The sequence below is a fragment of the Rhizobium sp. N122 genome (assembly GCF_002211295.1).
Taxonomy (GTDB): domain Bacteria; phylum Pseudomonadota; class Alphaproteobacteria; order Rhizobiales; family Rhizobiaceae; genus Rhizobium.
In genome coordinates this window covers 176,945-201,248 of record NZ_LOKU01000034.1, presented here as the reverse complement: position 1 = coordinate 201,248, position 24,304 = coordinate 176,945, and the positions used below count along the sequence as shown (strand labels likewise).

Sequence of the window (24,304 nt, the reverse complement as noted above, 5' to 3'; positions counted from 1 at the left end):
CAGAACAGCGACGCCTTTCATTCACGCAACAACGATGGAACACGATCATGAACGATCGATCACGAGAAGATTTGCCAACATTTTCGCTCGCCGCCTGTGCGGAAATGCTCTGGCGCGACAAGGCGATCGAGTGGCGGGCCTCCCGCCTTAAGGAACTGGGTTTTGGCGTTGGTCTATGGAATTGGCCGGAACACGATCTGAACAAGTTGGAAGCAACCGGCGCGACCTTCACGATCATGAACGGATATCTCTCCGGTCGTCTGACGGACGACGAAGGTGCTGCCGAACTTCTCAAGACAGCACGCGAAACGGCGCAGATCGGTAAGCGGCTCGGCGTGCAAAGGCTCAATCTGCACGGCACCGGTCTGGGAGATGGAGGTTTGCCGGTCCAGCCGGTCGACGTTGTGACCGGCGCCATGTGGTTAAAGGCGCGCGACACCCTCTGCCGTGTCGCCGACATGGCCGAAGAAGAGGGCGTCATCTTCACCCTCGAAAACCTCAATCTTCCGGTCGATCATCCGGGCGTGCCATTCGGGCGCGCCGAAGACACGCTGGCGCTCGTCTCAAGCGTCAATCATCCGCGGGTCCGCCTCAATCTCGATCTCTACCATGCCCAGATTGGGGAGGGAAACCTGATCGAGCTTTGCCGCAACTGCCTGCCTTGGATAGGCGAAATCCAGGTGGCCGATGTGCCCGGCCGCTGCGAGCCAGGTACCGGCGAGGTCAATTATAAGATGATCGCACGCGCGCTCAAGGACATGGGCTATCGCGGCGCCATAGGCATGGAAGCTTGGGCTTCCGGCGAGGATGAGGCAGCGCTCGACCGCTTCCGCGATGCCTTCACGGTTTGAATGATCCGACAATTAACGCTTACAAATACGGAGAAATGTCAATGATCAGGTTTGGAGTGATCGGCGCCGGACGGATAGGCAAGGTACATGCCGCCACCATCGCGGCGAACCCGAAGGCAAAGCTCGTTTATGTGGCCGACGCCTTCAGGGCCACGGCAGAAGCGCTTGCTGCCCAGACAGGCGCCGAGGTCGCTGACGCAGAGGATATCATCAAGTCTCCTGCGGTGGATGCGATCCTGATAGCAACGCCGACATCAAGTCATGCCGATCTCATCGAGGCGGCTTCGAAGGCCGGCAAAGCGATCCTCTGCGAAAAGCCGGTATCCTTGTCGGTCGAACGTATCAATTCCTGCCTAGACCTTGTCGAGAAGAACAATTCCACCCTGATGATCGGCTTCAATCGGCGGTTCGATCCCAATTTTGCCAGCGTGGAGGCGCGGCTGCGTCGCGGCGATGTCGGCGACATCGAAATCGTCACCATCACCAGCCGTGATCCCGCTCCACCGCCAGCCGAATACGTCAAATCCTCCGGCGGCCTGTTCCGTGACATGATGATTCACGACTTCGATATGGCCCGCTTCCTCATGGGGGAGGAATTCGTCGTCGTAAACGCGCTTGGATCGTCTCTCGTCGACAAGGCGATCGGGGCCGAGGGCGATGTGGATACTGCCGCGGTTCAGATGCAGACGGCGTCGGGTCGAATCGCTGTCATCACCAATTCGCGCCGGGCAACCTATGGCTACGATCAACGCATCGAAGTCCATGGTTCTGCCGGCATGCTGGCGGCACGGAATATCCAGGCAACCAGTGTCGAGCTTTCCAACGCCAGCGGTGTCAGCGGCGACCCCGTCCAATATTTCTTCCTTGAGCGCTATGCGCAGGCCTACGCCAACGAGATCAATGCCTTCATCGAAGCGATCGACAATGGCCACCGGTCGCCGCAGCCGAGCGGATTTGACGGATTGCAAGCGCAGAAACTCGCGGAAGCCGCAACCAAGAGCTGGCAAACCGGCAAACCGGTGGCGGTCGATTGATGGAAAGGAACGGGTGCGAACCGATAGCGCTCCACGCGTCATCGGTTCGCACCCGGCGTATCGCCTAACCTGTGCAGATCATCCGGCGCTGCGCATGACCCCAATCCTAGATAACGCCCTCAAGAGGTAGAAGCCCATGAAGCAGGCCACCATTAGTCCTCCTGAGACATTGGAGGAGTTGAAATCGCTGATCGCGAGACGTCATATTGTCTTTCCCGATCGACTTGAGCAAGTTGCCAGACGAGTCATTGAACGACCGGAGATGGTCGCTTTCGAAAGCGCGGCAGAAATCTCGCGCAGTTGCAAGGTTTCTCCAACAACGGTTTTGCGCCTGGCACAGCACTGCGGACTACAAACATTCGCTGAATTGCGGGCGATGATGAGAAATCATCTTCGGAAGGCTGCCATGACCCATGGTGAGGTGATTGAGTGATCGAAAGTTGCGCGACCATCCTGTTCTGGCCGACCGGTAGAGGGCGCCAATTGCTTTTCACTGCGGAGCCCCGAGCGATCGGATTTGCTTGAAAGCTCGGTTAAAGCGATGTATATCCATATGCATATACAAAGGAGTTCCAATGCCCCATCTCCGGCGCAATGAAACCACCCCGCCACGGGAGGCTAAGCTTTTCCGAAACAACAAAAGCCAAGCTGTGCGAATTCCGGCTGACTTTGAATTGCCCGGCGACCGAGTGATGATCCACAGGGATGGTGATCGGCTCATCCTAGAGCCGGTCCGACGCAAGAACCTCCTAGAAGTACTAGCCGGTTTGCAGCCGCTTGGTCCCGAAGATCAGTTCCCGGATGTTGACGAGACCTTGCTTCCCGCGAAGGATATCGACTTGTGACCAGCCTTTATATGCTGGACACCAATATCGTGTCCGAGCTTGCTCGAAACCCGAGGGGCGTTGTCGCTCGACGCATCGCTGAGGTCGGCCCGGAAGCAATCTGCGTCAGCATCATCACGGCATCTGAGTTGCGCTACGGTTGCGCCAAGAAAGGATCGGCGAAACTTCTCGCACAGATCGAGGCCATCCTTGGGAGCATCCCCGTGCTAGCACTGGATGTGCCCGCCGACGCCCAGTATGGCGTCATCCGGGCGGAACTAGAAACCTGTGGCAAACCTATCGGTCCGAATGACCTCTTCATTGCCGCGCATGCATGCGCCTTAGGAGCAGTTCTTGTGACGGCGAACCTCGGAGAGTTCGTGCGCGTGCGCGCTTTGCAGGTCGAGAACTGGTTGGATTGAATGCGACCAACACAAGTTGAGTCCATCGGCAGCGACGAGTTCCATAATTCCCATTACGCAAGAAGCGCAATCTTTAATTGCGAACAATCCTTCACACCCTCACTGTAGCTCAGATCGTTTTACCAACAACATATTGATATATATAATTGTTATTTGGCTTGCCTTTGCACATCGCGTGGGCGGGCGCTTCTTTCGGTGGATGGTGCCGGCGACGTCTTTGACGCGCACCCCATTTCGATCGCCAGCGCAACGAGTTCGGAAACACCCGCCCCACTGCTTGCACGCCGAGAACTGCTTTTGGCTTGCCAGGAAGCTTGCGATGCAGGTCACTGCAGCTGCTGTCGGATCATCGGCAAAGCCAGGGTGAGGAGCACGGCGAAAACCATGACGACGCCATAAGGCACCTTCCGGCTTGCCCGGATTTCCGCGATGCGCATGAAAAAAGCGAGATGTGCGACGGGCAACGGCACCGGCAGCCGCAGAGCCAGGAGCGTCAGAATGCCGAGGACAAGGAGGAAAAACGAAAACGGCAGCATTCCGTGCCATCCGACAAAAAGGCCGATCGGCAGGAAAAGCTTGGCGTCTCCTGCGCCGAACAGCCGGAGTGCCCAGAGCACCACCCCAAGCAGGAACATCAGCAGGCCGGCCCCGACGTCGCCGCCAATTCCGCTCGAAGCAAACAGCGCAGCGCCGACATCTTCGGAGCTGAGAATCACAGCCGCCGCGCGCAATACATAGAGTGTTACGAGGGCAAGAACGAGCGTATTGGGGATTTTCCATGTGCGGAAATCTGTCCAGGCGGCGTAGAGAAAAAGTAATACTGAAAGATAGTTAATAACGACGACCAGTTTCAGCATGGAAATCAACCTCTTTGGGTTATTTAATCTATCTTTGCGTTCAATTTCATTCAATGGCTGCGACGGCAGCTGGTATTCACTGCGCACTCTTCGGACTTTGGTCTTAACTATAAAAGTATAGATGTATATCTTCCATGTATAAAACAATTGACTAATTTAGACTTAACAGATTATTAATACAACCAGTCGAAGGGGCGGTCTCGACGACAACGCCGCCGGGGGAAATACGGCGCACAACTTACCTGGGAGGTAATTCTCGATGAAAGCATTTGTAAACTGCGTACGCGCTTTCGCGCGGGAAGAAGACGGCGTCGCACTTACCGAATACCTCATTCTGCTCGCCTTGCTGGTCGGCGGCGTGATCGGGGCGGTGACATTGGCCGGCACCAATCTGGCCACCGTTTGGAACGGCTGGGCAGGCTGGTTTACGACCAATCTGACCGCTCCAGCAGCCTGATATCGGCGTACGAAGAAGCGAGGGGTTTTGTTAACCCCTCTCTTCTAAATTAGAAGCAATGAATGGATGCGTTCCGTCCAGTGTAGCGAGTAACTGCGATGCGTTCTTCAACGATTTTAAGTCTCGTTATTGCGTTTGTCCTCGCAGCAGCAGCAGTTTTCGGCATGCGCGAGTATCTCTCCGATCAGAAGGCCCGGTTGCTGGCGATGAGCGGCGTGAAGGCCGAGGAGCGGACACTCGTTGTCGCCGCCAAACCGATGCGCTTCGGCGACCGGATCCGGCCCGAAAATCTCAGGGCCATCCCATGGCCCTCCAATGAAACACCCGCAGGTTCGTTCGTCAGCATCGAGACCGTCGTCGGCAGCGATGCCCAACCGCGTTATGCGATGGCGGCGATCGATCCCGGCGAGCCGGTACTCTCCTCGAAAATCACCGGCGCCGGCGAACGCGCCACGCTGTCGGCGGCCCTCGACCAGGGCATGAAGGCCGTTTCCATCCGTGTCAACGACGTGCTCGGCGTTGCCGGCTTCGTCAGGCCTTCCGACCGTGTCGATGTGCTTCTGACGCGGGTCGTGCGGGGGCCGGCCGGCAACGATCAGACCTTCGTCGACGTGCTGCTGCAAGGCGTCAAGGTGCTGGCGGTGGACCAGACGGCAGACGAACGCAAGGACGAACCATCCGTCGTCAAAACCGTGACCTTCGAGGTCACGACCGATGAGGCCCAGCGCCTTACCCTCGGCTCCAGCATCGGCACGCTCTCGCTGGCGCTTCGCAATATTGCCTCTGCCTCCGTCGAGCAGACCCGGCCGATCACCGTCGCCGACCTCGGTGGCGGGGCGATGGCGACGGAACTCGGCAATGATTTGGAAAAGAATAAGTTGCCAGAACCTGAAAAACAAGTGCAGATTGTAGAACAAAAGGTCGAACCGGTGTTGCCGGTTGAGCCGAAATGGGTGACGGTGGGGGTCTGGAACACGACGAAGCGCGAGGAGCACCGAGTCGGCCTGGTCCAGTGATGTTGTTTAGCCGGCAGGCCGCAGATGCGGCCAGCCGAACGAGGGGGCTAAAGCAGGCATGGCGAATGGCAAGAGAAGAATCGCAAGGACGAAAAGCCTTGCGGCACTGGCGGCAGTATTTTCGGCCTGTGTGTGTTTAGGGCCCGGATTTGCAGGCTGCGCCAACGCACAGGAAAAATCGGTCACCTTAGGCAAATCGGTCCAGCGCGTGACCTTGCCTCCGAATGCGACGCTGACGCTCAATACCGGCCAGGCCTTCGGCGATCTCGTCATCGGCAGCGCCGATATGATCGACGTGGTGCCGCTTTCCGACAAGTCGCTGTTCATCCGCGGCAAGAAGATCGGCGCCACCAATATCTCGGTCTATGGCGACGACAAATCGCTTCTCGGTGTCATCGATGTCCGGGTTGCCAGCGATTTCAGTGAAGTCGCCGCCGCCATTCGTTCTGCAGCGCCCTCGGCCCGGGTTATCGTGGCCAATTCCAGCGACCGCATTCGCCTGACAGGCATAGTCCGTGACGGCGTCGAATTGCAGCGGGTGATGGACATCGCCCAGTCCTATTCCGACCAACCGGTGCTGAACCAGTTGCGCGTCAGTGACAGTCAGCAGGTGATGCTGGAGGTCCGTGTCATCGAAGCCTCGCGCCAGACGGGTCGCGACCTCGGGATCGGCTGGTCCGGGCGCGGCAACAACGGCATCGGCAAGGCAACGACCAGCCAGGGTATTACCGTGAACGATGACGGCAACCTGGCCCGCTCCCTTCTTGACCCCAAGGGTGCGGCAACGGGTATGCTGCCCTTCGGCCAGTTGATCGCCAAAGTGCTGGAAATCTCGGGCGGCCACATCGACGTGGTCATCAACGCGCTCGAGCAGAAGGGATTGGTGCGTCGCCTGGCTCAGCCGAACCTCATCGCAATGAGCGGCTCGACGGCCAGCTTCCACGCCGGCGGCGAAGTGCCGATCCTGAAGACGACCAACAACGGGACGACAGTCGCCACCGAGACGGACTATCGCCCCTTCGGTGTGCGGCTGACCTTCAAGCCGGTGGTTCTTGATGACGGCCTCATCAATCTGGAGATCGAGCCTGAGGTTTCCGAGCTTGATCCGTCGATCAACGTCAACGGCAATCCGGGTTTCATCTCGCGCGCGGCCAGTACCACGGTCGCACTTCGCGACGGCCAGAGCTTTGCCTTGGCGGGCCTGCTGCAGTCGATCAACGCGAAGGACATCCAGCAATTGCCGGGTCTCGGGAAGATACCGATCCTCGGCGCACTGTTCCGTTCGACGAGTTTCCAGAAGAAGGAATCCGACCTGGTGATCGTCGTGACCCCGCACATCGTGCGGCCGGCTCGTCCGGGCGAAGACCTCTACAGTCCGCTCGATCAGACGCGTTCGTCCAACGATGTCGAGCTTTTCGCGCTCGGTGTCCTGGAAGTCGACAAGGACATGCTCCGGCGCTTTCGCAATGGCGAAGGTGTGACCGGGCCTTATGGCCATCGTCTCGACCTGAACCAGGGAGGCCAGGTTGTTGCTACAAAACGCTAAGCGCGTCCTTCTCGTCCTTGCCGCTGCCGGCCTCACTTCCGGCTGCGCCGACTACATGAACCATCGCGACACGATCACCTTCGGGGCCGGGAACGCCATGGAAGCAAACAAGGCCATCCACACCGAGGATCCGTTCCCGCCGGAAGCCCAGCGAACCCATATCGCAAGCGACGGCAAGGTGGTCCGCAGGGTGATGACTGAGTATCAGAACGGCGGGGCGGTGGTCATTGAGCCGTCGCCGGCCATGGAGGCCAACGGTGCGTCCGGTGGGGCCACCGTCAGCCAATAGCCGTTCGAAAGGCATGAACGGCGGCAGCGCGCCGGAAGGGGAAATGCACGAAACAGGGTCGTCACGGCGAAAGCCGTGATGGGGTAGGCCAATGCTGAGCAGGGTTGTCAGACGGTTCTGGAATGATCATCGTGGCTATGTCATCGCCTTGACGCTCATCGCCATGCCCATGCTTCTCGGTTTTTCGCTGCTGGTCATCGATGTCGGCCGCAGCAGCAACCTGCATACCGATCTCCAGAACGCGGTCGATGCGATGGCACTGGCCGGAGCCCGCGAACTCGATGGCCGCGACGATGCCATTTCGAGGGCGCAGACGGCGATCGAGAAAATCGCCAATAGCGCGGCTTTTTCCGGAGGCGGGGCCGGCATGTCGCTCGGCTCGCACATCAGCGTCACCTATGACGCCGGAAACGACGCCGGCAGCACGGTCACAGTGCTCTTTCTGAAGAACATCCCGGCCAACGACGATACGCCGATCCCGTCTTCGATGGAAACGACAGTGGCCAGCGAAGCGTCCTACGCCTGGGTCATCGCCAAGCCGCAGGCGATGCAGACGATCTTTCCGGTCCCGGTCGGCTTTACCCGCAGCACAATCAACATCGCTGCCGATGCCGTGGCGGTATACCACGCCAGCGCCTGCGACGTGACGCCGATCTTTATCTGCAATCCCTACGAGCCGGCGGGCAATACGAGCGAGGCCGCCAGCCAGCAGGCGGCGACGGATCTCCACACCAACTTCGCGGCTGGCAATCTCTACGGCCGACAGATCGAAATGTACAGCACGTCCTCCGCCAATCCCGGGCCTGGCAATTTCGGATTCCTGCGGACGCCGCTGGGCAATGGTGCGAACGTGATGGCAGAGGCTCTGGCCACCGGCAATCCGGGGGCCTGTTATACCCAGGACAGCCTCGATACCAAGACGGGTGCCATGGCAGGACCCGTTGAAGCTGGCGTCAATACGCGCTTCGGTATTTATGAGGGGTCGTTCAAGGGCTCGCGCGGGGACAGCCGCTATCGCCCGGCCCAGAACGTCCGCTCCGCGCAAAAGCAAACAGGGCAGAACGGCTGCAAAGGCTACGACCCGGCGATGGTCGGCAGCACGGTCGGCGATGTCACCAAGGCGGTGCCTTTGGGCTACGGCGCAACCATGAGCCCCCTCGGCGGCGGCAAGATCAGCACCGGCAACAATTGGAACTACGCAAACTACTGGAGTGTCGCCCAGGGAGGCACGGCGCCGTCGGTCAGCGCGATCCTCGGCAACTATTCCAGCTATCCCCCGGGGGCCACCGGAACGCCGAGCCGGCCCTCTGCCTATGATGTCTATCGTTACGAGCTCAATACCGCGGCGCTGCTCAACCATGCCTCTGCGAACGGCGAGGTCGGTACGCCGACGACCGGCGGCGGTCAGTGCTATTCGGGACCTGCTCTCTCGAACTACACGGGTAGCGAGTACGGCGATCGCCGAGAGATTTTCGCCGCAATCGTCAATTGCGGCTACGAGGCATCGGTGGGCCATCTGAATGGTCAGAAACAGACGCAGGCGGTTGCCTTTGCGCGCATGTTCATGACCAAACCGGCGATCAAGGCCGGTAGCGAGCGCTATCTTTCGCTCGAGGTGATCGACATCTCGGGCATGGGTGGCCGCGGGACGCTGGACGAATTCCTGCGGGAAGAAGCGGAACTGGTCAGATGATGGCGCTCCGCAACTTTATCCGGCATCGGCTTTGCCCAGGCTTCTGGCGGCAGGAGGAAGGCGCGGTGCTTGCCGAAGCGCTGCTCGCCATCCCCTTCGTGACGCTCTTTGCGGCTGGAATACTGGAATTCGGCAGTATCTTCTGGGAGCGTATGCAGATCGACGCAGGCTTGCGCGATGCGGGGCGTTACCTCTCGCGATGCCGGCCGCTGTCGGGAACCTATGTGCCGACCTGCAATCAGGCGACTGCGAAGACGATCGCCTTTTACGGAACGCAAACGCCCGCGGCAGGCGCCACACCCCGCGTCCCCGGCTGGACCAACCCTGCCGACATCACCATCACCGCACCCGATGCGGATGGGAACATCACCATTTCCACGGCTCATCTCTACCAGAGTTCGCCGGTGTTCAGCTTTCTCGGAATCGACGCCATCACCATCAGTTCCTTCCATGAAGAGAGGTACATCGGATGGTGATCCCTAGGGCAATCAAGGCATTCTGGCAGGATAACAGCGGTGTCAGCCTCGTCGAAGCATTGCTGACCTTTCCGATCGTCATGCTGGTGTTCGCCGCCTTCATCGAGTTCGGCTATGCCATGTCGCAGTGGAACCAGACGGTCAAGGCGCTGCAATATGGTGCTCGCCTGGCGGCCGTATCCGATCCGTTGACGACGAATTTCAATGCCGCTTTCCCAACCGACGCTGCCGATCCGCTCAACAACGGCAAAGCGGCGCCGAACGATGCCACGATATCCTCGACTTGCGGACCAGCTCTTGCGAACTGCAGCACGGCGGCATTGAACCGGATTGTGCTCGGAAGCGACGGCGTCTGCAACGCGGGAACCGATCCTCACCCCGGCATTTGCGACCTCAACTGGCGCATCACCCCGGATAAGCTGATGGTCACCTATCAGCGATCGGGGCTCGGCTATTGGGGCCGGCCGGACGGGCCTGTGCTGACGATGCGGCTCGAGGTGCGCGATATCACCTTCGATCTGCCGGTGCTCGGCGGCCTGTTGGGACTGAACGACGTCACCATCCCGGCCCACCCGGTGACGATTACGACGGAAGATCTGAAGACGTGCTCCACCTGCTGACTCCTTAATTTACGCGTAGGAAAGCGAAAATGACAGCGCACATGAACATTGCCGCATCTACCAAGATCCTGGTCCTTTCCGACGACGCGGCTGCAGCGAGCTTCATGCTCGATACGTTCGGGTCGTTGTCACGTTACGATGTCCGCCATCTCGCGCTGAAGGCGCTCGCGGAAAAGGGCCGGTTCGATCCGGCGCAGTTCGACCTTATCGTTCTCGACGTCGACAATGGGAAATTGCTGCAGCAGCCGGAGCTTTTCACGTTTCGCACCAGCTATCGGGACATTCCGCTGGTCGTCGTTTCCGAAGACCTGCCGGACGACATGCTGCGGCTGCTCTTTCGCCTGAACGGCAATGACTGGCTGAAGAAGCCGCTCGAGCGCCGCGCACTGATCGACATGATCTCCACCCATGCGCCGGGCACCGGCGCGAGCGACAGCCGGGTGCATGCCGTGGTCTCGGCCGTCGGCGGCGCAGGCGCCAGCGTGATCGCCTCGTCGCTTGCGCATGTGCTGGCCCAGCCAACCAAGAATTCCACGCCGCGGATCGACTTGTTCGACACGGATTTCTGCTCCGGAACGCTTGGCTATTACCTCAACCTCGTCAACGACTACGACTTGAAACCGGTCATCGCCAATCCGTCCCGGGTCGATCTGGAATTCATCGATCTGGTCAGAAAGCGGCATTCGGGCGGCTTTTCGCTGCTGTCCTTCAAGCAGCCATCCGTGCTTCTGGCGCCGAAGGGCCGTGAACTCGTGCTGCGCATGCTCGACGTGGCCGCCTTCGAGAGCGATCACACGATCATCGACGTTCCCTATTATGACACGCCGTGGAAATACGAGGTGCTCACGTCGGTCAACAGCGTCTGCATCGTCACGGAAATGACGGTGCCTGCTCTTTCTCAAGCCAAGGATCTGTTTGCCAATCTGGTGCGGCTGCGGGGCAGTGCGGATCAGATATTCATCGTCATCAACAAATACCGCTCCAAGCTTTTCGGCCTCGGCCTGCGCCGGCAACAAACGGAAAAGATATTCAAGGAGATCCCGACGCATGTCATCGGGGATGACTGGGAGACTTTGAGCGAGGCGGTCAATCGCGGCGTGCTGCCATTTCAAGTGAATTCCCGGGCGCGCTTCTGCGGCGCGGTCGGCAAACTTGGGGCGCTGGTGCGATGAGGGCGATCGACAGTGGGCGTATAAGATCCCGCGCAACCGGTGCCGGCCTTGCCGTTTTGGCAATTCTGGCCGCCGCCGGAAATGCCGCGGCAGCCGGGCTTGTGCCACGTAGCCTCGGGCCGACGACAAGCGCCGTGGTGACGATCGAAAAAAGCTACGCGGCCGGGACAATCGTCATCGTCAGTAGCAACCGCACGCTGGATCTCGTCATCTCCGAAGGACGCGCTATCCGGTACAAAATCGGCGTCGGACGAGACGGGTTTCGCTGGAGCGGTACCGTCAAGGTCGGACGCAAGGCAGAGTGGCCCGACTGGCGCCCGCCTGCCGAGATGAAGGCGCGCGCAGCCGGACTTCCGGATCTGGTGCCCGCCGGGCCGCTCAATCCTTTGGGTGCTCGCGGGATCTATCTCTACAAGGGCGGGGCCGACACGCTTTACCGCATTCATGGAACGAACGAGCAGTCGACGGTCGGCGGTTTCGCCTCATCGGGCTGTTTTCGCATGAGCAATGCCGACGTCATCGATCTCTATGAGAGGGTGAAGGTCGGTTCCACGGTCATTGTAAAATAGTTCAGGGGTGGGACGCATGGCGAGCGGTATCATGGGGCGTTTCTACAGGCAGGAGCCGGAAAAGCGGGAACATCCGGAGGCGGCCGAACTGTCTTTGATTGGCGCGGCTCAAGCCATGCCCGACCAACCGGCCTCTGAGGGCGCCACGGCGAGTGAGGAAGAGGCTTCACTCGGGCCGGACATGGTTTCCGAGCGGGTCAATCTGCACCGTTACCTGCTCGATCGCATCAATCTCGGGATACTCGACACACTCGACAACGAGGAGATCGCCACCGAGATCCGGCCGTTGGTCAAGGATTATATCCGGACCAACAACTTTCCGCTCAATGCCAAGGAAATCAATGATCTGATCCGCGATATCACCGACGAGATGCTGGGGCTCGGACCGATCGAGCCGCTGCTGGCCGACGACACGATCGCAGATATTCTTATCAACGGTTACAACAGCGTCTTTGTCGAGCGGAGCGGCAAGCTCGAGAGCACCGCCGTGCGGTTCAAGGACGAGGACCATCTGCTTCGGGTGATCAACAAGATCGTCTCGGCGGTCGGCCGCCGCGTCGACGAGTCGACGCCGATGGTCGACGCCCGCCTCAAGGATGGCTCGCGTGTCAACGTCGCCATCCGGCCGATCTCGGTCGATGGACCGCTCGTTTCCATCCGCAAATTCACCCGCAAGCCGCTGACGATGGAGCGCCTCGTGCAATATGGCGCCATGGCCGATGCGATGCGCATCCTTCTCAGCGCCGCGGTCAAGGGCAAGGTCTCGATGGTCATTTCGGGCGGCACCGGTTCCGGCAAGACCACCTTGCTGAACGCGCTTTCGTCGCAGATTTCTCCGAAGGAGCGCCTGATCACCATCGAGGATGCGGCCGAGCTTCAACTGCAGCAGCCGCATGTCGGGCGTTTGGAGACCCGGCCGCCGACGCTCGACGGACGCAACGAGATCCGGCAACGCGAACTTTTGAAAAACGCCCTGCGCATGCGTCCCGACCGCATCATCGTCGGCGAAGTCCGCGGCGACGAAGCCTTCGATATGCTGCAGGCGATGAATACCGGTCACGAGGGGTCGATGACGACCATTCACGCCAATACGCCGCGCGACGCCGTCGGCCGGCTTGAGCAGATGGTCGGCATGGCCGGGATGCCGATGTCGCAGATCAGCATTCGCTCGCAGATCTCGTCGGCCATCACCATGATCGTGCAGGTCCAGCGCCTGAGCGACGGCACCCGCAAAGTTGTCTCGATTTCCGAGATCACCGGCATGGAAGGTGAAGTCGTGCAGATGCAGGAGATTATGAAATTCAAGAAAATCGGCACCGATGAAGGCGGGCGGATCCATGGAGAATTCCGCGCCACCGGCATCCGGCCGCGCTTCGTCGAGGAATTTGCCGAACTCGGGATCGAGATCCCCGTGACGATTTTCGATCCCGGCAAACCGCTGCAGACGGGACCTGTTCAATGACCCTGCTTCTCCTTTACGCGGCCGTTTTCACCGCCGCCCTGGTTGCCGTCGAAGCGATACTGCGCGGCTACTTCAAGACATCCGAACGCCACCGCGCCGTGAACCATCGGCTGAGCTTGCTCGAGGTCAGCGATGATCATCGCAAGACCTATAGCGATATGCTGAAGGAACGCGGCGCCGCAACCAGTTGGCGGCAAACCCCGGTGATGCAGCGGCTGCTGCGGTTCTACGCCCAGTCGGGGATCAAGTTCGATGCCAGGCGATTTGCTCTCTTCGCGATCGCGGGCGCACTTCTGACGTGGCTGATCGTTCAGTTCCTCGTGCCGAGCACGCTGTTCAGGATCCCTGTCTTTCTTCTCGTCGGCCTCCTCGTCCCTGCACTCGTCGTCTGGCGTGCCCGGGCACGCCGCATGAGGAAATTCGAACTGAAGCTTCCCGAAGCGCTCGATGTCGCCAATCGCAGCCTGGCCGCCGGCCATCCGCTGCCGGCGGCGATTTCTTTGGTGGCGCGCGAGATGCCTGATCCGATCGGCACCGAATTCGGTCTGCTCTCGGATGAACTCACCTACGGCGTGACGCTGGACGATGCGCTGGTCAACCTGGCGGACCGCGTCGGCGTCGAGGATCTGAACCTGCTTGCGATATCGCTGAGCGTCCAGGCGGGAACCGGCGGAAACCTCGTGGAGATCCTGCAGAACCTTTCGAAGACGCTGCGAGACCGGTCGATGCTGAAGGCAAAGGTCAAGGCGATTTCCTCGGAAGGACGCATCACGGCGATCTTCATGTCGATGTATCCGTTTCTGCTCTACGCGATGATCAAGATGTTGTCGCCGACCTACTTCGATCCCGTCTGGGAGAGCGGCCACGGAGCCGTCGTGGTGACCGCGCTGCTGGCCGTCATGGCGATCGGGAATGTCATTCTCTACAAGATGGTCAACTTCGAGTACTGAGGCGGTCATGTCGAGTGAGTATGGAATTTATCTCATCGTCTTCTTCGCAGTGCTGATCTTTACTGCGGCCGCCTCGGAATTGTTTTTTCGCCAGCGCGAGGTCTCGGTTCGGGTGTCGAAAAGCTCGGCGACAGCCCGCGAGGAGTTCCATCTTGGCGATACGACAATCGCCGATCTCGGCGAGGCGGAAAACCGCCTAATTCGTCGCTATTTCGAGATTACGCGACGTGACACCAATGTGAACTCCACCCAGAACCGGCTGATCCGGGCGGGCTATTTTGCCGCCGGCGCCGTGACCACCTTCCAGGTGGTTCGCGCCGCGGTCTGCATCGGCGTGATGGTCTCGGTGGTCTGGGCTCTCAATTGGGTCGTGCCTGATATGTCAGGGGTGGCGACATTGATCGCTGCCATGTTTGCCGCGGGCTCCACCTTTATACTGGTCAACATCTATATCGACCGGCGCGGCGCTGCCAAGGAGAGGGAGTACCGCCGCCTCTTTCCCGATTTCATGGATATGCTGATCGTCTGCCTCGATGCGGGCATGAGCATCGAGGCGGCGGCGAACCGTGTTGCCCGGGAATTCGTCGACAAGCGGCAGGATTTCGGCCTGCATCTGTCGATCATGATGCTGGAAGTGCGCGGCGGCCGGCGATTGCGCGAGGCGCTCGCCAACCTTGCTATCCGCCTGAGGATTGACGAAGCCCGGGCCCTTTCCGTTCTGTTTCGTCAATCGGAGGAGCTCGGGACCAGCGTAACGCAGACGCTGCGGGTCTACTGCAAGGAAATGCGCGACATCCGTATTGTTCGCGCGGAGGAAAAGGCAAACGCCCTGCCGGTCAAAATGCTGCTACCGCTCGGCGCCTTCCTTTTTCCGGTCAGCCTCATCATCGTTCTTGTTCCCGTCGTTATGCGCGTCGTCAGTCTTCTTATCAGCATGAAACCCGGCGGTTGAGCCAAGCGAGGTCGTATGCAGTATCCGCTCGAACAGAACCGAAACGACGCGATCATTTCCCTCGATCCGCGCATGCCGATGGCGCCGGCAAGCATGGAACAAGCCGGACTGGATCCGTCTTTCCTGCTTCGGCTGGCGGCCAAATGCGCGGCCGAGCAGGATACGACTACGGCCTCTCATCTGGCTGAGCGCATGAAATTGCCGAAAGTGATCGCCAATATCCTGATCAAGGAATTGGTGAAACTCGCATATCTCGAGGCGCGCGGCCTGGCTGGCGAGGATGTGAGATCCGATATTCGATATGCGCTTTCCATGAAGGGGCTTGAATATGCCCATACGGCGTCGCGTCAATGCCAATATGTCGGGCCGGCGCCGGTGTCGCTGGACGCTTTCTGCCGGCAAGTCGGTCTGCAGTCCATCCACGACGAGCGCGTAACTCCGGAGCGGCTGACCGACAGCCTTGCCGGGCTGGTGCTCTCGCACACCCTGGTCGAAAAGCTCGGCCCCGCCATCAATTCCGGCCGCTCCATCCTGCTTTACGGCCCGCCCGGAAACGGAAAGACCAGCATCGCCGAGCGGACGTCGCAACTGTTTTGCCAAACGATCTGGGTGCCTTACGCCATCGAGGTCGGCGGCCATGTCATCAGTTTCTATGACGAGGCCGTGCATCAGCCCATATCGGAGGCTGCTACGGAATCCCATCCGAAGGCTGATCAGCGTTGGATCGAATGCCGCCGTCCGGTGATCAAGACGGGCGGGGAATTGACCCTCGATCAGCTCGATCTCACCTTCAACGCCGGACCGAATATCTATGAAGCGCCCATCCATTTGAAGGCATCCGGCGGCGTTTTCATCATCGACGACTTCGGCCGCCAGCAAGTGGCGCCGCAGGCGCTGATCAATCGCTGGATCGTGCCGCTCGAGCGCGGCTATGACTTCCTGACGCTGCACACCGGCAAGAAGTTCAAGGTTCCCTTTGACGAACTGGTGGTATTTTCGACGAATATCGCCCCGAAGGACCTTTCCGACGAGGCCGGCTTGCGGCGTCTGAAATACAAGATCTTCGTGAACACGCCGTCGCGCGACGAATATATCAGGATCTTCAAATCCTATGCCGGCGGCAACGGATTGGTTGTCTGCGATCCGGACCTGAACCTGTTCTACGATCGCAAGTATAATGGCGATATGCCGGCCTCTTGCTATCATCCGAAATATCTTTTGGATTTCGTCGGTTCTTACTGCGATTTCAACGGAATAGCAAAAAACGCATCGCTCGACATGCTCGAACGGGCATGGGAAGGTGTGTTTACATCGGAATGATTTGCGGACTGGCGCCAATCACGGCCAAGGCAAATTGAATGACTTACGGGGGAGTAAACGAATGACCAGCATTCCGAGCATCGAGGTCGAAGCAGAACGCCCAAAACCAGGCAATGTGCGAACCGTAGAACAGAAAGGCTCAAAAAGCCCGCTGCTCGTCGGTTTGCTCCTGATGCTCCTGCCTGTGAATGCCGGCGTTCTCATCTATACCGCCAAAAACTCGGCGGATGTTCGCGAGAGCCGCGAGACCATCGCCGCGCTGAAAAGGTCCATCGACGGACTGAGAGGACAGATGGAAAAGCAGTCGGGCAAGATTGACGACAATGCCAAGGCCGACGACGTCGCAGTGATTCGCCAGCAGATGGATGCGCTGCAAAAGGCCGTGGTGAACGAACGGCAGAACGACACAACCAATCTTCGGATGGGTTCGGCTTTGGTCCTGAGCGCGCCCGGCAAGGAACCGGCACAATTTTTCGCACCCCGTGCCGCGTCGGTGGAAACTCAAATGCCGGACAGCAGTCTTGCGTCGATCGCGGCCGGCGGCATTGCCGTCAACGACCTGCCGCGTTACGAACGAACGCTCTCGCCGGAAGGCCAGCTCATCCTTCGGAAGGCACGTTAGATAAAGGCTTCACCTGCAAAGCACGTCGCATCAGACGTGCTCCATGTGACGAGCTTTGGGTCTTTGCATTTAGGCGATGTCCCTGCCGCAAAACCGCTGCACAATTTTGCGCGACGCATGCTTGAAAGCAATCGCTGGACGCTGCCAGGGGGCGCCGCGCCGATGCTCGCAACGCGGCAACGGCACTCTCATCCCGATGCAGATCGCTGAAAAGCTTATCAGCGCTGAGCGTAATTTACGCTATTCTTCATCAATTCGAGATTGCGGGCTGTGACTTCGTTTCCGGGATCAAGCTCATAGGCTTTCAAGAAATACCGTCTGGCGTTGCGTAAATCACCGCGTAAAAGGTGAGAATAGCCAATATTGTTGTAGTAAACTGGGGTGTTGCCGATCATGCGCGAGAGCTGCTGGTAGGCGCGGTCGGATGTGTCGAAGCGGGCAACCATGTCGGCGGAGGCTGCAAAACCCAGCCAGGCGGCCGGATCTTCCGGAAAAACGTCAACCGCCCGCTTGTAAATGGCGTAGGATTTTCCGTAGTTCTTTTCCTGAAACTGCAGTTTTCCGGTGGTTATCAACTCGTCGTTTTTATAGAAGGCGACGGCTGAGTCATCCTCGAGCGTCTTTGCGCTGTCGCCATAGGCAGCCAAGCCATCAGTGGCTGACTGGCAACCGGCCAAAATCGCCCCGGTCGCTATCAAAAATGCGATGCATGTCGTTCCAGCTTTGATCTGCAGCATTGGCAATTTGATCTCCCCGTCAGACATTCTTACCTGAATTTCGGATACGTTCACCCGAAATCATCGTCAAAAAAAGCTAACAACTCAAGAATTTGAGCAAATAGCCGCAAAAAAGCGACAAACCCGGTCTTCGCCGGAATGCGCCGGAGCGATGAACGCCACCTATTTACGGTAGTATCATGCGTCCGGCGATTCTTAGAGTGGAAATTCAATCAACGTCGCTTAACTCCGCTCGTCAGGGCAAAGGATGGAACGCCGTATGCGGATCGGCAGAGGCTCGGCGTTCTTCACTTGTTCGCAAATCCTGGGACGCCTCCTTCTTTGTCTTGGCCAGCTCGGCTCAGATATGCAGAGCACTCCCCAAAGCCTTCAGCGCCGCCTCCATGACCGCTTCGCTGCGGGTCGGATGCGCGTGGATGGTGCCGGCAATGTCTTCGAGGCGCGCGCCCATCTCGATCGCCAGCGCAAAGGACGCCGAGAGTTCGGAAACCCCTGCCCCAACTGCCTGCAGGCCGAGAACGAGGTTGGTGTCGGCGCGGGCGACGACGCGCACGAAGCCCTCTTCGGACAGCATCGTCATCGCCCGTCCATTGGCGCTGAAGGGAAACTGGCCAGTGCGGATTTCATATCCTTGCGCTTGCGCTTCGGCCGGCGAGAGACCGACGCTGACAATCTCCGGATCGGTGAAGCAGATGGCCGGAATGCAGCGCTTGTCCCAGGCGCGTTTCTTGCCGGCGATGATCTCCGCCACCATCTCGCCTTGCGCCATGGCCCGATGCGCCAGCATCGGCTCGCCGGTCACGTCGCCGATCGCATAGATGCCACGCATCGATGTGCGGCAGCGATCGTCGATCCTCAGATAAGGGCCGGCGCGATCGAGATCGAGTTCTTCGAGACCGGAGCCCGCCGTTCGCGGGCGGCGGCCGACGGTCACAAGGATGCGGTCGGCCGGCAGGCTTTCTCGCCGGCTATCGGAGGTTTCGACAAGCAACGCCTCACCGTTGTCGGCAAGGCCCATCGCCTTCGCGCCTGTCAGCACCCGGATACCACTTTCGGTCAGCTTGCGCATGACGGGGCGCACCAGTTCCCCATCATAGAGCGGCAGCACCTGCGGCGTCGCCTCGACCACCGTCACTTCCGATCCCATCTTGGAGAAGGCCATTCCGAGTTCCAAGCCGATATAACCGCCGCCGACCACGACCAGCTTTTTCGGCAGCTCCGTCAGCGACAGCGCCTCGGTCGAGGAGATGACGCGGCCGCCGAATGGCAAGTTGGAAAGCTCGACCGGATCGGAACCGGTGGCGATCACGACGGTCTCGGCGCGAATGATCTGCTGGCCGGTTTCCGTCTCGACCTCCACCGTCTTGCCGTCGCGAAAGTGGGCCCGGCCATGGACGATCTTAACCCGGGCCTTCTGCAAGAGACCCGAGACGCCGCCCGTCAGCCGGCCGACGATGCCGTCCTTCCAGGCGATCGTCCTGGCAAGATCGATCGAGGCGCCTTCGACGCGAATGCCCATCGGATTTTTGCCGGCGAGCATTTTCTGCGTCGCCTCGAATTCCTCAGCCGCATGGATCAAGGCCTTGGAAGGAATGCAGCCGACCGTCAGGCAGGTGCCGCCGGGCTTGCCGGCCTCGACGATGACGGTATCGACACCGAGCTGGCCGGCGCGGATGGCGCAGACATAACCGCCCGGACCAGCGCCGATGACGAGGAGCTTGCAGACAATCTCTTTCATGGATCAGCCTTCGATGAAAATGAGCGCCGGGGTTTCCAGGAGCGTACGGATGCGCTGGACGAAGGTCGCCGCATCCCAGCCGTCGATGATGCGATGATCGAAGCTGGAGGACAGGTTCATCATCTTGCGCGGCACGAATTGCGCGCCGTCCCAGACCGGACGTGTGGCGATCTTGTTGACGCCGATGATCGCCACTTCGGGATGGTTGATAACAGGTGTCGAGACGATACCTCCAAGCGCGCCGAGCGAGCTGATGGTGATGGTCGAGCCGGAAAGCTCATCGCGCGTCGCCGTGCCCGACCGCGCCGCTTCCGCCAACCGGACCATCTCGGCGGCGCAATCCCAGATGCCGCGTGCTTCCGCGTGCCGCACCACCGGCACGGTCAGACCGGCGGGCGTCTGCGTGGCGATGCCGATATGCACGGCACTGTGGCGTGTGATGATGCCGGCATCGTCGTCGAAGGTGGCGTTGACCTCAGGCTGTTGGGAAATGGCCTTGATCAGCGCCCGCATGAGGAAGGGCAGCACTGTCAGCTTCGAGTGCCCTTCCCGGCGGTCGCTGTTCATCGTGGCGCGCAATTCCTCGAGTGCGGTCATGTCGACTTCCTCCACATAGGTGATGTGGGGAATGCGCGAGGTGGACAGCACCATCTTCTCGGCGATGCGGCGGCGCAGGCCAGTCAGCTTGATCTCCTCCGTCGCCATCTTTCTGGCGAGACCATTCTTTACCGCTGCGGGCGCTGCTCCCTGAGACAGAAACTGCTCGACATCCTCGCGCAGGATGCGTCCGGCAGGTCCCGTGCCCTGCACTTGCCGGAGATCGACGCCGTTTTCCCTGGCGAAGAGCCGCACGGACGGTGCGGCGAGCGGCTTTTCGGCCGGAGGCAATGCGTGAGCCGGCGCAGGCGGAGCGACCGGAGCGGGCTGCGCAGCTTCGACCTTGGCCGGTTCGGCAACCGGCGCCTGCGCGATCTGTACAGGCGGAGCCTCACCAACATCGCCCGCTGTTTCGATCCGCACCAGCGGCGCCTTGACCGCGATACGGTCTCCGATCTCGCCGGCGAGCCAGATGACGGTGCCGCTGACGGGTGAGGGAATTTCGACGGTGGCCTTGTCGGTCATGACGGCGGCGATCACCATGTCCTCGCGGACCGGATCTCCTGCCTTCACGTGCCATTCCACGAGTTCGGCCTCGGCGACGCCTTCGCCGACATCCGGCATCTTGATGATGAATTCACCCACGGCTCAGGCCTCCATGACTTCGGCAAGCGCCCGCCCGACACGGCCGGGACCGGGGAAATAATCCCATTCCTGCGCGTGCGGATAGGGCGTGTCCCAGCCGGCGACGCGCACGACAGGCGCTTCGAGATGATAGAAGCAATGTTCCTGCACCAGCGACACGACCTCGGCGCCGAAGCCCGAGGTCAGGGTCGCCTCATGGACGACGACGCAGCGGCCGGTTTTGGTGACCGATTTGACGATCGTATCGAGATCGAGCGGCAGCAGGCTTCTGAGATCGATCACCTCGGCGTCGATGCCGGCATCCTCGGCCGCGGCAAGCGCCACATGCACCATGGTGCCGTAAGCAATCACCGTCACCGCCGATCCCTCGCGCCGGACCTCGGCCTTGCCGATCGGGATGGTGTAATGGCCATCGGGCACCTCGCCGAGGTCGTGTTTCGACCAGGGTGTGACCGGCCGCTCGTGATGGCCGTCGAAGGGACCGTTGTAGAGCCGCTTCGGCTCCAGGAACATGACGGGATCAGGATCCTCGATCGCCGCGATCAGCAGGCCCTTGGCGTCATAGGGATTGGAGGGAACGATCACCTTCAATCCGCAGACATGGGTGAAGAGCGCTTCCGGGCTCTGGCTGTGCGTCTGGCCGCCGAAGATGCCGCCGCCTGTGGGCATGCGCACGACGATCGGGCAGGTAAAATCGCCGTTGGAGCGGTAGCGGATGCGCGCCGCCTCCTGCGTCAGCTGGTCATAGGCGGGATACATGTAGTCGGCGAACTGGATTTCGACACAGGGCTTCAGCCCATAGGCCGCCATGCCGATCGCCGTGCCGACGATGCCGGATTCGCTGATCGGCGTGTCGAAACATCGGGTTCTGCCGTATTTTGCCTGCAGCCCCTGCGTGCTGCGGAAGACACCGCCGAAATAGCCGACATCCTCACCGAAGACCACGACATTGTCGTCCTTCGCCATCGAGACGTCCATGGCGCTACGCACAGCCTCGATCATCGTCATTCTGGTCATGTCAGTACCCCGCCTTCTGCCGCTGACGGCGGATATGCGGCGGCATCTCTGCATAGACGCCCTCGAAAATATCGCGCACCGAAGGCTTACCGCCCGCATGCAAGGTGCCGTGCGTCTCGGCCTGGCGCTGGGCCTCGATCACCTCATCCATGATTTCGGCTTCCGCCTGCACGTGCCGCTCCTCCGACCATGCGCCCTTGACGATCAGGTGTTTCTTCAGCCGCAGCACAGGGTCGCCGAGCGGCCAGGCCTCCGATTCCGTCTTCGGCCGATAGGCGCTCGGATCGTCGGAGGTCGAATGGGCGCCGACGCGGTAGGTCACATATTCGATCAGCGTCGGGCCGAGATTGCGCCGCGCCCGCTCGGCCGCCCAGCGGGCGACGGCGTGGACGGCGAGATAGTCGTTTCCGTCGACCCTGAGCGCCGGAATGCCGAAGCCGAGGCCGCGGGCGGCAAAAGTGCCGGAGCCGCCGCGGGCGATGCCCTGGAAGGTCGAGATCGCCCACTGATTGTTGACGATGTTGAGGATGACGGGCGCCTTGTAGGTGGAGGCAAAGACGAGCGCCGAGTGGAAATCCGATTCCGCCGTCGAGCCGTCGCCGATCCAGGCCGCCGCAATCCGACTGTCGTTCTTGATTGCCGAGGCCATAGCCCATCCGACGGCCTGCACATATTGGGTAGCGAGATTGCCGGAGATGGTGAAGAAGCCATGCTCCTTGGAGGAATACATGATCGGCAGCTGCCGGCCGCGCAGCGGATCGCTCTCATTCGAGTAGATCTGGTTCATCATCTCGACCATCGGATAATCATCGGCGATCAACAGGCCGGCCTGGCGATAGGTCGGGAAATTCATGTCGCCCTTATTGAGCGCCTTGCGGAAGGCACAGCTGACGGCCTCTTCGCCGAGATGCTGCATGTAGAAGGAGGTCTTGCCCTGGCGCTGCGCCATCAGCATGCGGGCATCGAAAGCGCGCAGCTTCATCATGTTGCGAAGCCCGGTCAGCAGTTCCTCATCCGAGAGCGACCCCGCCCAGGGACCAACTGCCTCGCCGTCACGGTTTAAGACGCGGATGATCGAATAGGCGAGATCGCGGATATCCTCGGAGGCGACATCGACCTCCGGCCGCGGCACGGCACCGGCCTTGGCGATCTTGACGTTGGAAAAATCGGGCTGGCCGCCTGGGCGGACGGCAGGTTCGGGGACGTGCAGGCTCAGATGAGCGGAATCCACCATGTCTTTTCTTTCCTCCCTTGCCGACCGCGCTTCTCTCCCCGGAAGTTGGCCGGATATGGTTCTTATAGATTGCGGGCGATTACCATGCGCTGCACGTCGCTCGTTCCCTCATAAATCTGGCAGATGCGCACATCGCGATAGATGCGCTCGACCGGGTGATCGGCCATGTAGCCATAGCCCCCATGGATCTGGATCGCGTCGGAACAGACGCGCTCGGCCATTTCCGAGGCAAAGAGCTTTGCCATTGAGGCTTCCGACAGGCAGGGCATTTCGGCCTCCCTCAAGGCGGCCGCGTGAAAGACCAGCTGCCGCGCCGCCTCGATCCGCACCGCCATATCCGCAAGGCGGAAGGCGACCGCCTGATGCTCGAAGATCGGCTTGCCGAAGGCCGTGCGCTCCTTGGCGTAATCGCGCGCCGCCTCGAAAGCCGACCGCGCCATGCCGACCGCCTGCGCCGCGATGCCGATCCGTCCGCCTTCGAGATTGGCGAGCGCGATGCGGTAACCTTCGCCTTCCGCCCCGAGCCTCAATTCTGCAGGAATGCGCATGTTGTTGAAGGCGATCTGGCAGGTATCGGTGGAATGCAGCCCGAGCTTTTCCTCGACGCGGATCACCTCGTAGCCCGGCGTCTCCGTCGGCACGATGAAGGCGGTGATGCCCTTCTTGCCGGCATCGGGATCGGTGACAGCAAAGACGATGATGACATTGCCGTTCTTTCCCGAGGTGATGAACTGCTTGGCGCCCTCGATGACGTAATGATCGCCGTCCCGCCGCGCCCGGGTCTTCAGGTTCGAGGCGTCGGAACCCGCCTGCGGCTCGGTCAGCGCAAAACCGCCGATCCATTCGCCGCTTGCCAGTTTCGGCAGGAAGCGCTGCCGCTGCTCCTCGGTGCCGAATTTCAGGATCGGCACGCAGCCGACGGAGGAGTGCACGCTCATGATCGTCGAACAGGGCCCGTCGCCGGCGGCAATCTCCTCGAGTGCCGCGGCATAGGCGACGACGCCCGTATCCGAGCCGCCATAGGCCTCCGGCACCAGCATACCGAGCAGACCGAGTTCGCCCATCTCCTTCAGTTCCTCGCGCGGGAAAAGATGCTCCCGGTCGCGTTTGGCCGCCCCCGGCGCCAGCCGGTCGCGGGCAAAATCGCGAGCGAGATCGGAGATCTGCTGTTGGAGGTCGGAAAGGATCATCTGCTCCCCTCCCC

At 60.4% G+C, this 24,304-nt stretch carries 26 protein-coding genes; 19 read left to right on the top strand and 7 right to left on the bottom strand.

From position 1 onward, the window contains the following. Positions 1-47: 47 nt before the first annotated feature. The 5 genes from ATY75_RS22580 to ATY75_RS22560 all read left to right on the top strand — a co-directional run bounded on the left by ATY75_RS22580 (position 48) and on the right by ATY75_RS22560 (position 3,131). Positions 48-851, top strand: coding sequence for a TIM barrel protein (locus ATY75_RS22580; RefSeq protein ID WP_088939284.1), 804 nt, complete (start codon positions 48-50; stop codon positions 849-851). 41 nt (positions 852-892) lie between these two features. After that, entirely contained in the window at positions 893-1,885 is a 993-nt protein-coding gene (iolG, locus tag ATY75_RS22575; RefSeq protein ID WP_088939283.1) for an inositol 2-dehydrogenase, read from the top strand. Between the two features lie 136 nt (positions 1,886-2,021). Next, positions 2,022-2,318: a MurR/RpiR family transcriptional regulator gene (locus ATY75_RS22570; RefSeq protein WP_088939282.1), complete on the top strand. Its 297-nt coding sequence runs from the start codon at positions 2,022-2,024 to the stop codon at positions 2,316-2,318. Between the two features lie 142 nt (positions 2,319-2,460). Further along, positions 2,461-2,730, top strand: a complete 270-nt coding sequence (locus ATY75_RS22565) for an AbrB/MazE/SpoVT family DNA-binding domain-containing protein (protein WP_088939281.1) — start codon at positions 2,461-2,463, stop codon at positions 2,728-2,730. After that, positions 2,727-3,131 (top strand): type II toxin-antitoxin system VapC family toxin, encoded by a 405-nt coding sequence (locus ATY75_RS22560; RefSeq protein WP_088939280.1) that lies wholly within the window; start codon positions 2,727-2,729, stop codon positions 3,129-3,131. The genes ATY75_RS22565 and ATY75_RS22560 overlap by 4 nt, the downstream gene beginning before the upstream one ends. A 326-nt stretch (positions 3,132-3,457) precedes the next feature. Here ATY75_RS22560 and ATY75_RS22555 read toward each other — a convergent pair whose 3' ends face one another. Beyond that, positions 3,458-3,988, bottom strand: a complete 531-nt coding sequence (locus ATY75_RS22555) for a prepilin peptidase (RefSeq protein ID WP_088939369.1) — start codon at positions 3,986-3,988, stop codon at positions 3,458-3,460. A gap of 259 nt (positions 3,989-4,247) precedes the next feature. On the opposite strand from ATY75_RS22555, the gene ATY75_RS22550 reads away from it, so the two are divergent. The 14 genes from ATY75_RS22550 (at position 4,248) to ATY75_RS22485 (ending at position 17,132) form a co-directional block, all read left to right on the top strand. After that, positions 4,248-4,445 (top strand): hypothetical protein, encoded by a 198-nt coding sequence (locus ATY75_RS22550; RefSeq protein ID WP_064841572.1) that lies wholly within the window; start codon positions 4,248-4,250, stop codon positions 4,443-4,445. Between the two features lie 98 nt (positions 4,446-4,543). Further along, positions 4,544-5,461 (top strand): Flp pilus assembly protein CpaB, encoded by a 918-nt coding sequence (cpaB, locus tag ATY75_RS22545; protein ID WP_064841571.1) that lies wholly within the window; start codon positions 4,544-4,546, stop codon positions 5,459-5,461. Between the two features lie 58 nt (positions 5,462-5,519). Beyond that, entirely contained in the window at positions 5,520-7,007 is a 1,488-nt protein-coding gene (locus ATY75_RS22540; RefSeq protein WP_064841570.1) for a type II and III secretion system protein family protein, read from the top strand. Beyond that, on the top strand, positions 6,991-7,296 hold the full coding sequence (locus tag ATY75_RS22535) for a hypothetical protein (RefSeq protein ID WP_064841765.1): 306 nt from the start codon (positions 6,991-6,993) through the stop codon (positions 7,294-7,296). Before ATY75_RS22540 ends, ATY75_RS22535 begins: the two co-directional genes overlap by 17 nt. A gap of 91 nt (positions 7,297-7,387) precedes the next feature. Next, positions 7,388-8,989 (top strand): pilus assembly protein TadG-related protein, encoded by a 1,602-nt coding sequence (locus ATY75_RS22530; protein ID WP_064841569.1) that lies wholly within the window; start codon positions 7,388-7,390, stop codon positions 8,987-8,989. After that, on the top strand, positions 8,986-9,465 hold the full coding sequence (locus ATY75_RS22525) for a TadE/TadG family type IV pilus assembly protein (RefSeq protein WP_064841568.1): 480 nt from the start codon (positions 8,986-8,988) through the stop codon (positions 9,463-9,465). The genes ATY75_RS22530 and ATY75_RS22525 overlap by 4 nt, the downstream gene beginning before the upstream one ends. After that, on the top strand, positions 9,459-10,085 hold the full coding sequence (locus ATY75_RS22520; RefSeq protein ID WP_064841567.1) for a TadE/TadG family type IV pilus assembly protein: 627 nt from the start codon (positions 9,459-9,461) through the stop codon (positions 10,083-10,085). Before ATY75_RS22525 ends, ATY75_RS22520 begins: the two co-directional genes overlap by 7 nt. 29 nt (positions 10,086-10,114) lie before the next feature. After that, on the top strand, positions 10,115-11,257 hold the full coding sequence (locus ATY75_RS22515; protein ID WP_088939279.1) for a response regulator/pilus assembly protein: 1,143 nt from the start codon (positions 10,115-10,117) through the stop codon (positions 11,255-11,257). Next, positions 11,254-11,826, top strand: coding sequence for a L,D-transpeptidase (locus ATY75_RS22510; RefSeq protein ID WP_088939278.1), 573 nt, complete (start codon positions 11,254-11,256; stop codon positions 11,824-11,826). The genes ATY75_RS22515 and ATY75_RS22510 overlap by 4 nt, the downstream gene beginning before the upstream one ends. Before the next feature lie 16 nt (positions 11,827-11,842). Next, positions 11,843-13,288, top strand: coding sequence for a CpaF family protein (locus ATY75_RS22505; protein ID WP_088939277.1), 1,446 nt, complete (start codon positions 11,843-11,845; stop codon positions 13,286-13,288). Then, entirely contained in the window at positions 13,285-14,238 is a 954-nt protein-coding gene (locus ATY75_RS22500) for a type II secretion system F family protein (protein WP_065092606.1), read from the top strand. The genes ATY75_RS22505 and ATY75_RS22500 overlap by 4 nt, the downstream gene beginning before the upstream one ends. A 7-nt stretch (positions 14,239-14,245) precedes the next feature. Next, entirely contained in the window at positions 14,246-15,190 is a 945-nt protein-coding gene (locus tag ATY75_RS22495; RefSeq protein WP_064841562.1) for a type II secretion system F family protein, read from the top strand. Between the two features lie 15 nt (positions 15,191-15,205). After that, a complete protein-coding gene (locus tag ATY75_RS22490) occupies positions 15,206-16,510 on the top strand; it encodes an AAA family ATPase (protein WP_088939276.1) in 1,305 nt (434 codons plus the stop codon). A gap of 61 nt (positions 16,511-16,571) precedes the next feature. Further along, positions 16,572-17,132, top strand: a complete 561-nt coding sequence (locus ATY75_RS22485) for a hypothetical protein (protein WP_088939275.1) — start codon at positions 16,572-16,574, stop codon at positions 17,130-17,132. Positions 17,133-17,350: 218 nt separating this feature from the next. On the opposite strand, the gene ATY75_RS22480 is transcribed toward ATY75_RS22485, so the two are convergent. The 6 genes from ATY75_RS22480 to ATY75_RS22455 form a co-directional block, all read right to left on the bottom strand. Then, the gene (locus ATY75_RS22480; protein WP_064841559.1) at positions 17,351-17,869 is read right to left on the bottom strand and encodes a tetratricopeptide repeat protein; all 519 of its coding nucleotides are present in this window, start codon (positions 17,867-17,869) and stop codon (positions 17,351-17,353) included. Positions 17,870-18,209: 340 nt separating this feature from the next. Beyond that, positions 18,210-19,607: a dihydrolipoyl dehydrogenase gene (lpdA, locus tag ATY75_RS22475; protein WP_064841558.1), complete on the bottom strand. Its 1,398-nt coding sequence runs from the start codon at positions 19,605-19,607 to the stop codon at positions 18,210-18,212. 3 nt (positions 19,608-19,610) lie between these two features. Continuing rightward, entirely contained in the window at positions 19,611-20,849 is a 1,239-nt protein-coding gene (locus ATY75_RS22470; protein WP_088939274.1) for a dihydrolipoamide acetyltransferase family protein, read from the bottom strand. A 3-nt stretch (positions 20,850-20,852) separates the two neighbouring features. Beyond that, positions 20,853-21,866: an alpha-ketoacid dehydrogenase subunit beta gene (locus tag ATY75_RS22465; protein ID WP_088939273.1), complete on the bottom strand. Its 1,014-nt coding sequence runs from the start codon at positions 21,864-21,866 to the stop codon at positions 20,853-20,855. 1 nt (position 21,867) lies between these two features. Further along, positions 21,868-23,100 carry a 3-methyl-2-oxobutanoate dehydrogenase (2-methylpropanoyl-transferring) subunit alpha gene (locus tag ATY75_RS22460; RefSeq protein WP_088939272.1) on the bottom strand — a complete coding sequence of 411 codons (1,233 nt, stop codon included), beginning with the start codon at positions 23,098-23,100 and terminating at the stop codon, positions 21,868-21,870. A gap of 62 nt (positions 23,101-23,162) precedes the next feature. Then, positions 23,163-24,290: an acyl-CoA dehydrogenase family protein gene (locus tag ATY75_RS22455; RefSeq protein WP_088939271.1), complete on the bottom strand. Its 1,128-nt coding sequence runs from the start codon at positions 24,288-24,290 to the stop codon at positions 23,163-23,165. Positions 24,291-24,304 lie beyond the last annotated feature (14 nt).

Bases quoted from the DNA above. Each gene is read 5' to 3' on its own strand.
- ATY75_RS22460 (WP_088939272.1), bottom strand. From the start codon at position 23,100: ATGGTGGATTCCGCTCATCTGAGCCTGCACGTCCCCGAACCTGCCGTC.
- ATY75_RS22515 (WP_088939279.1), top strand. From the start codon at position 10,115: ATGACAGCGCACATGAACATTGCCGCATCTACCAAGATCCTGGTCCTT.
- ATY75_RS22580 (WP_088939284.1), top strand. From the start codon at position 48: ATGAACGATCGATCACGAGAAGATTTGCCAACATTTTCGCTCGCCGCC.
- ATY75_RS22495 (WP_064841562.1), top strand. From the start codon at position 14,246: ATGTCGAGTGAGTATGGAATTTATCTCATCGTCTTCTTCGCAGTGCTG.
- ATY75_RS22510 (WP_088939278.1), top strand. From the start codon at position 11,254: ATGAGGGCGATCGACAGTGGGCGTATAAGATCCCGCGCAACCGGTGCC.
- lpdA (WP_064841558.1), bottom strand. From the start codon at position 19,607: ATGAAAGAGATTGTCTGCAAGCTCCTCGTCATCGGCGCTGGTCCGGGC.
- ATY75_RS22480 (WP_064841559.1), bottom strand. From the start codon at position 17,869: ATGCTGCAGATCAAAGCTGGAACGACATGCATCGCATTTTTGATAGCG.
- ATY75_RS22530 (WP_064841569.1), top strand. From the start codon at position 7,388: ATGCTGAGCAGGGTTGTCAGACGGTTCTGGAATGATCATCGTGGCTAT.
- ATY75_RS22455 (WP_088939271.1), bottom strand. From the start codon at position 24,290: ATGATCCTTTCCGACCTCCAACAGCAGATCTCCGATCTCGCTCGCGAT.
- ATY75_RS22520 (WP_064841567.1), top strand. From the start codon at position 9,459: ATGGTGATCCCTAGGGCAATCAAGGCATTCTGGCAGGATAACAGCGGT.
- ATY75_RS22565 (WP_088939281.1), top strand. From the start codon at position 2,461: ATGCCCCATCTCCGGCGCAATGAAACCACCCCGCCACGGGAGGCTAAG.
- ATY75_RS22485 (WP_088939275.1), top strand. From the start codon at position 16,572: ATGACCAGCATTCCGAGCATCGAGGTCGAAGCAGAACGCCCAAAACCA.
- ATY75_RS22490 (WP_088939276.1), top strand. From the start codon at position 15,206: ATGCAGTATCCGCTCGAACAGAACCGAAACGACGCGATCATTTCCCTC.
- ATY75_RS22465 (WP_088939273.1), bottom strand. From the start codon at position 21,866: ATGACCAGAATGACGATGATCGAGGCTGTGCGTAGCGCCATGGACGTC.
- ATY75_RS22500 (WP_065092606.1), top strand. From the start codon at position 13,285: ATGACCCTGCTTCTCCTTTACGCGGCCGTTTTCACCGCCGCCCTGGTT.
- ATY75_RS22550 (WP_064841572.1), top strand. From the start codon at position 4,248: ATGAAAGCATTTGTAAACTGCGTACGCGCTTTCGCGCGGGAAGAAGAC.
- ATY75_RS22570 (WP_088939282.1), top strand. From the start codon at position 2,022: ATGAAGCAGGCCACCATTAGTCCTCCTGAGACATTGGAGGAGTTGAAA.
- ATY75_RS22555 (WP_088939369.1), bottom strand. From the start codon at position 3,988: ATGCTGAAACTGGTCGTCGTTATTAACTATCTTTCAGTATTACTTTTT.
- iolG (WP_088939283.1), top strand. From the start codon at position 893: ATGATCAGGTTTGGAGTGATCGGCGCCGGACGGATAGGCAAGGTACAT.
- ATY75_RS22525 (WP_064841568.1), top strand. From the start codon at position 8,986: ATGATGGCGCTCCGCAACTTTATCCGGCATCGGCTTTGCCCAGGCTTC.
- cpaB (WP_064841571.1), top strand. From the start codon at position 4,544: ATGCGTTCTTCAACGATTTTAAGTCTCGTTATTGCGTTTGTCCTCGCA.
- ATY75_RS22540 (WP_064841570.1), top strand. From the start codon at position 5,520: ATGGCGAATGGCAAGAGAAGAATCGCAAGGACGAAAAGCCTTGCGGCA.
- ATY75_RS22505 (WP_088939277.1), top strand. From the start codon at position 11,843: ATGGCGAGCGGTATCATGGGGCGTTTCTACAGGCAGGAGCCGGAAAAG.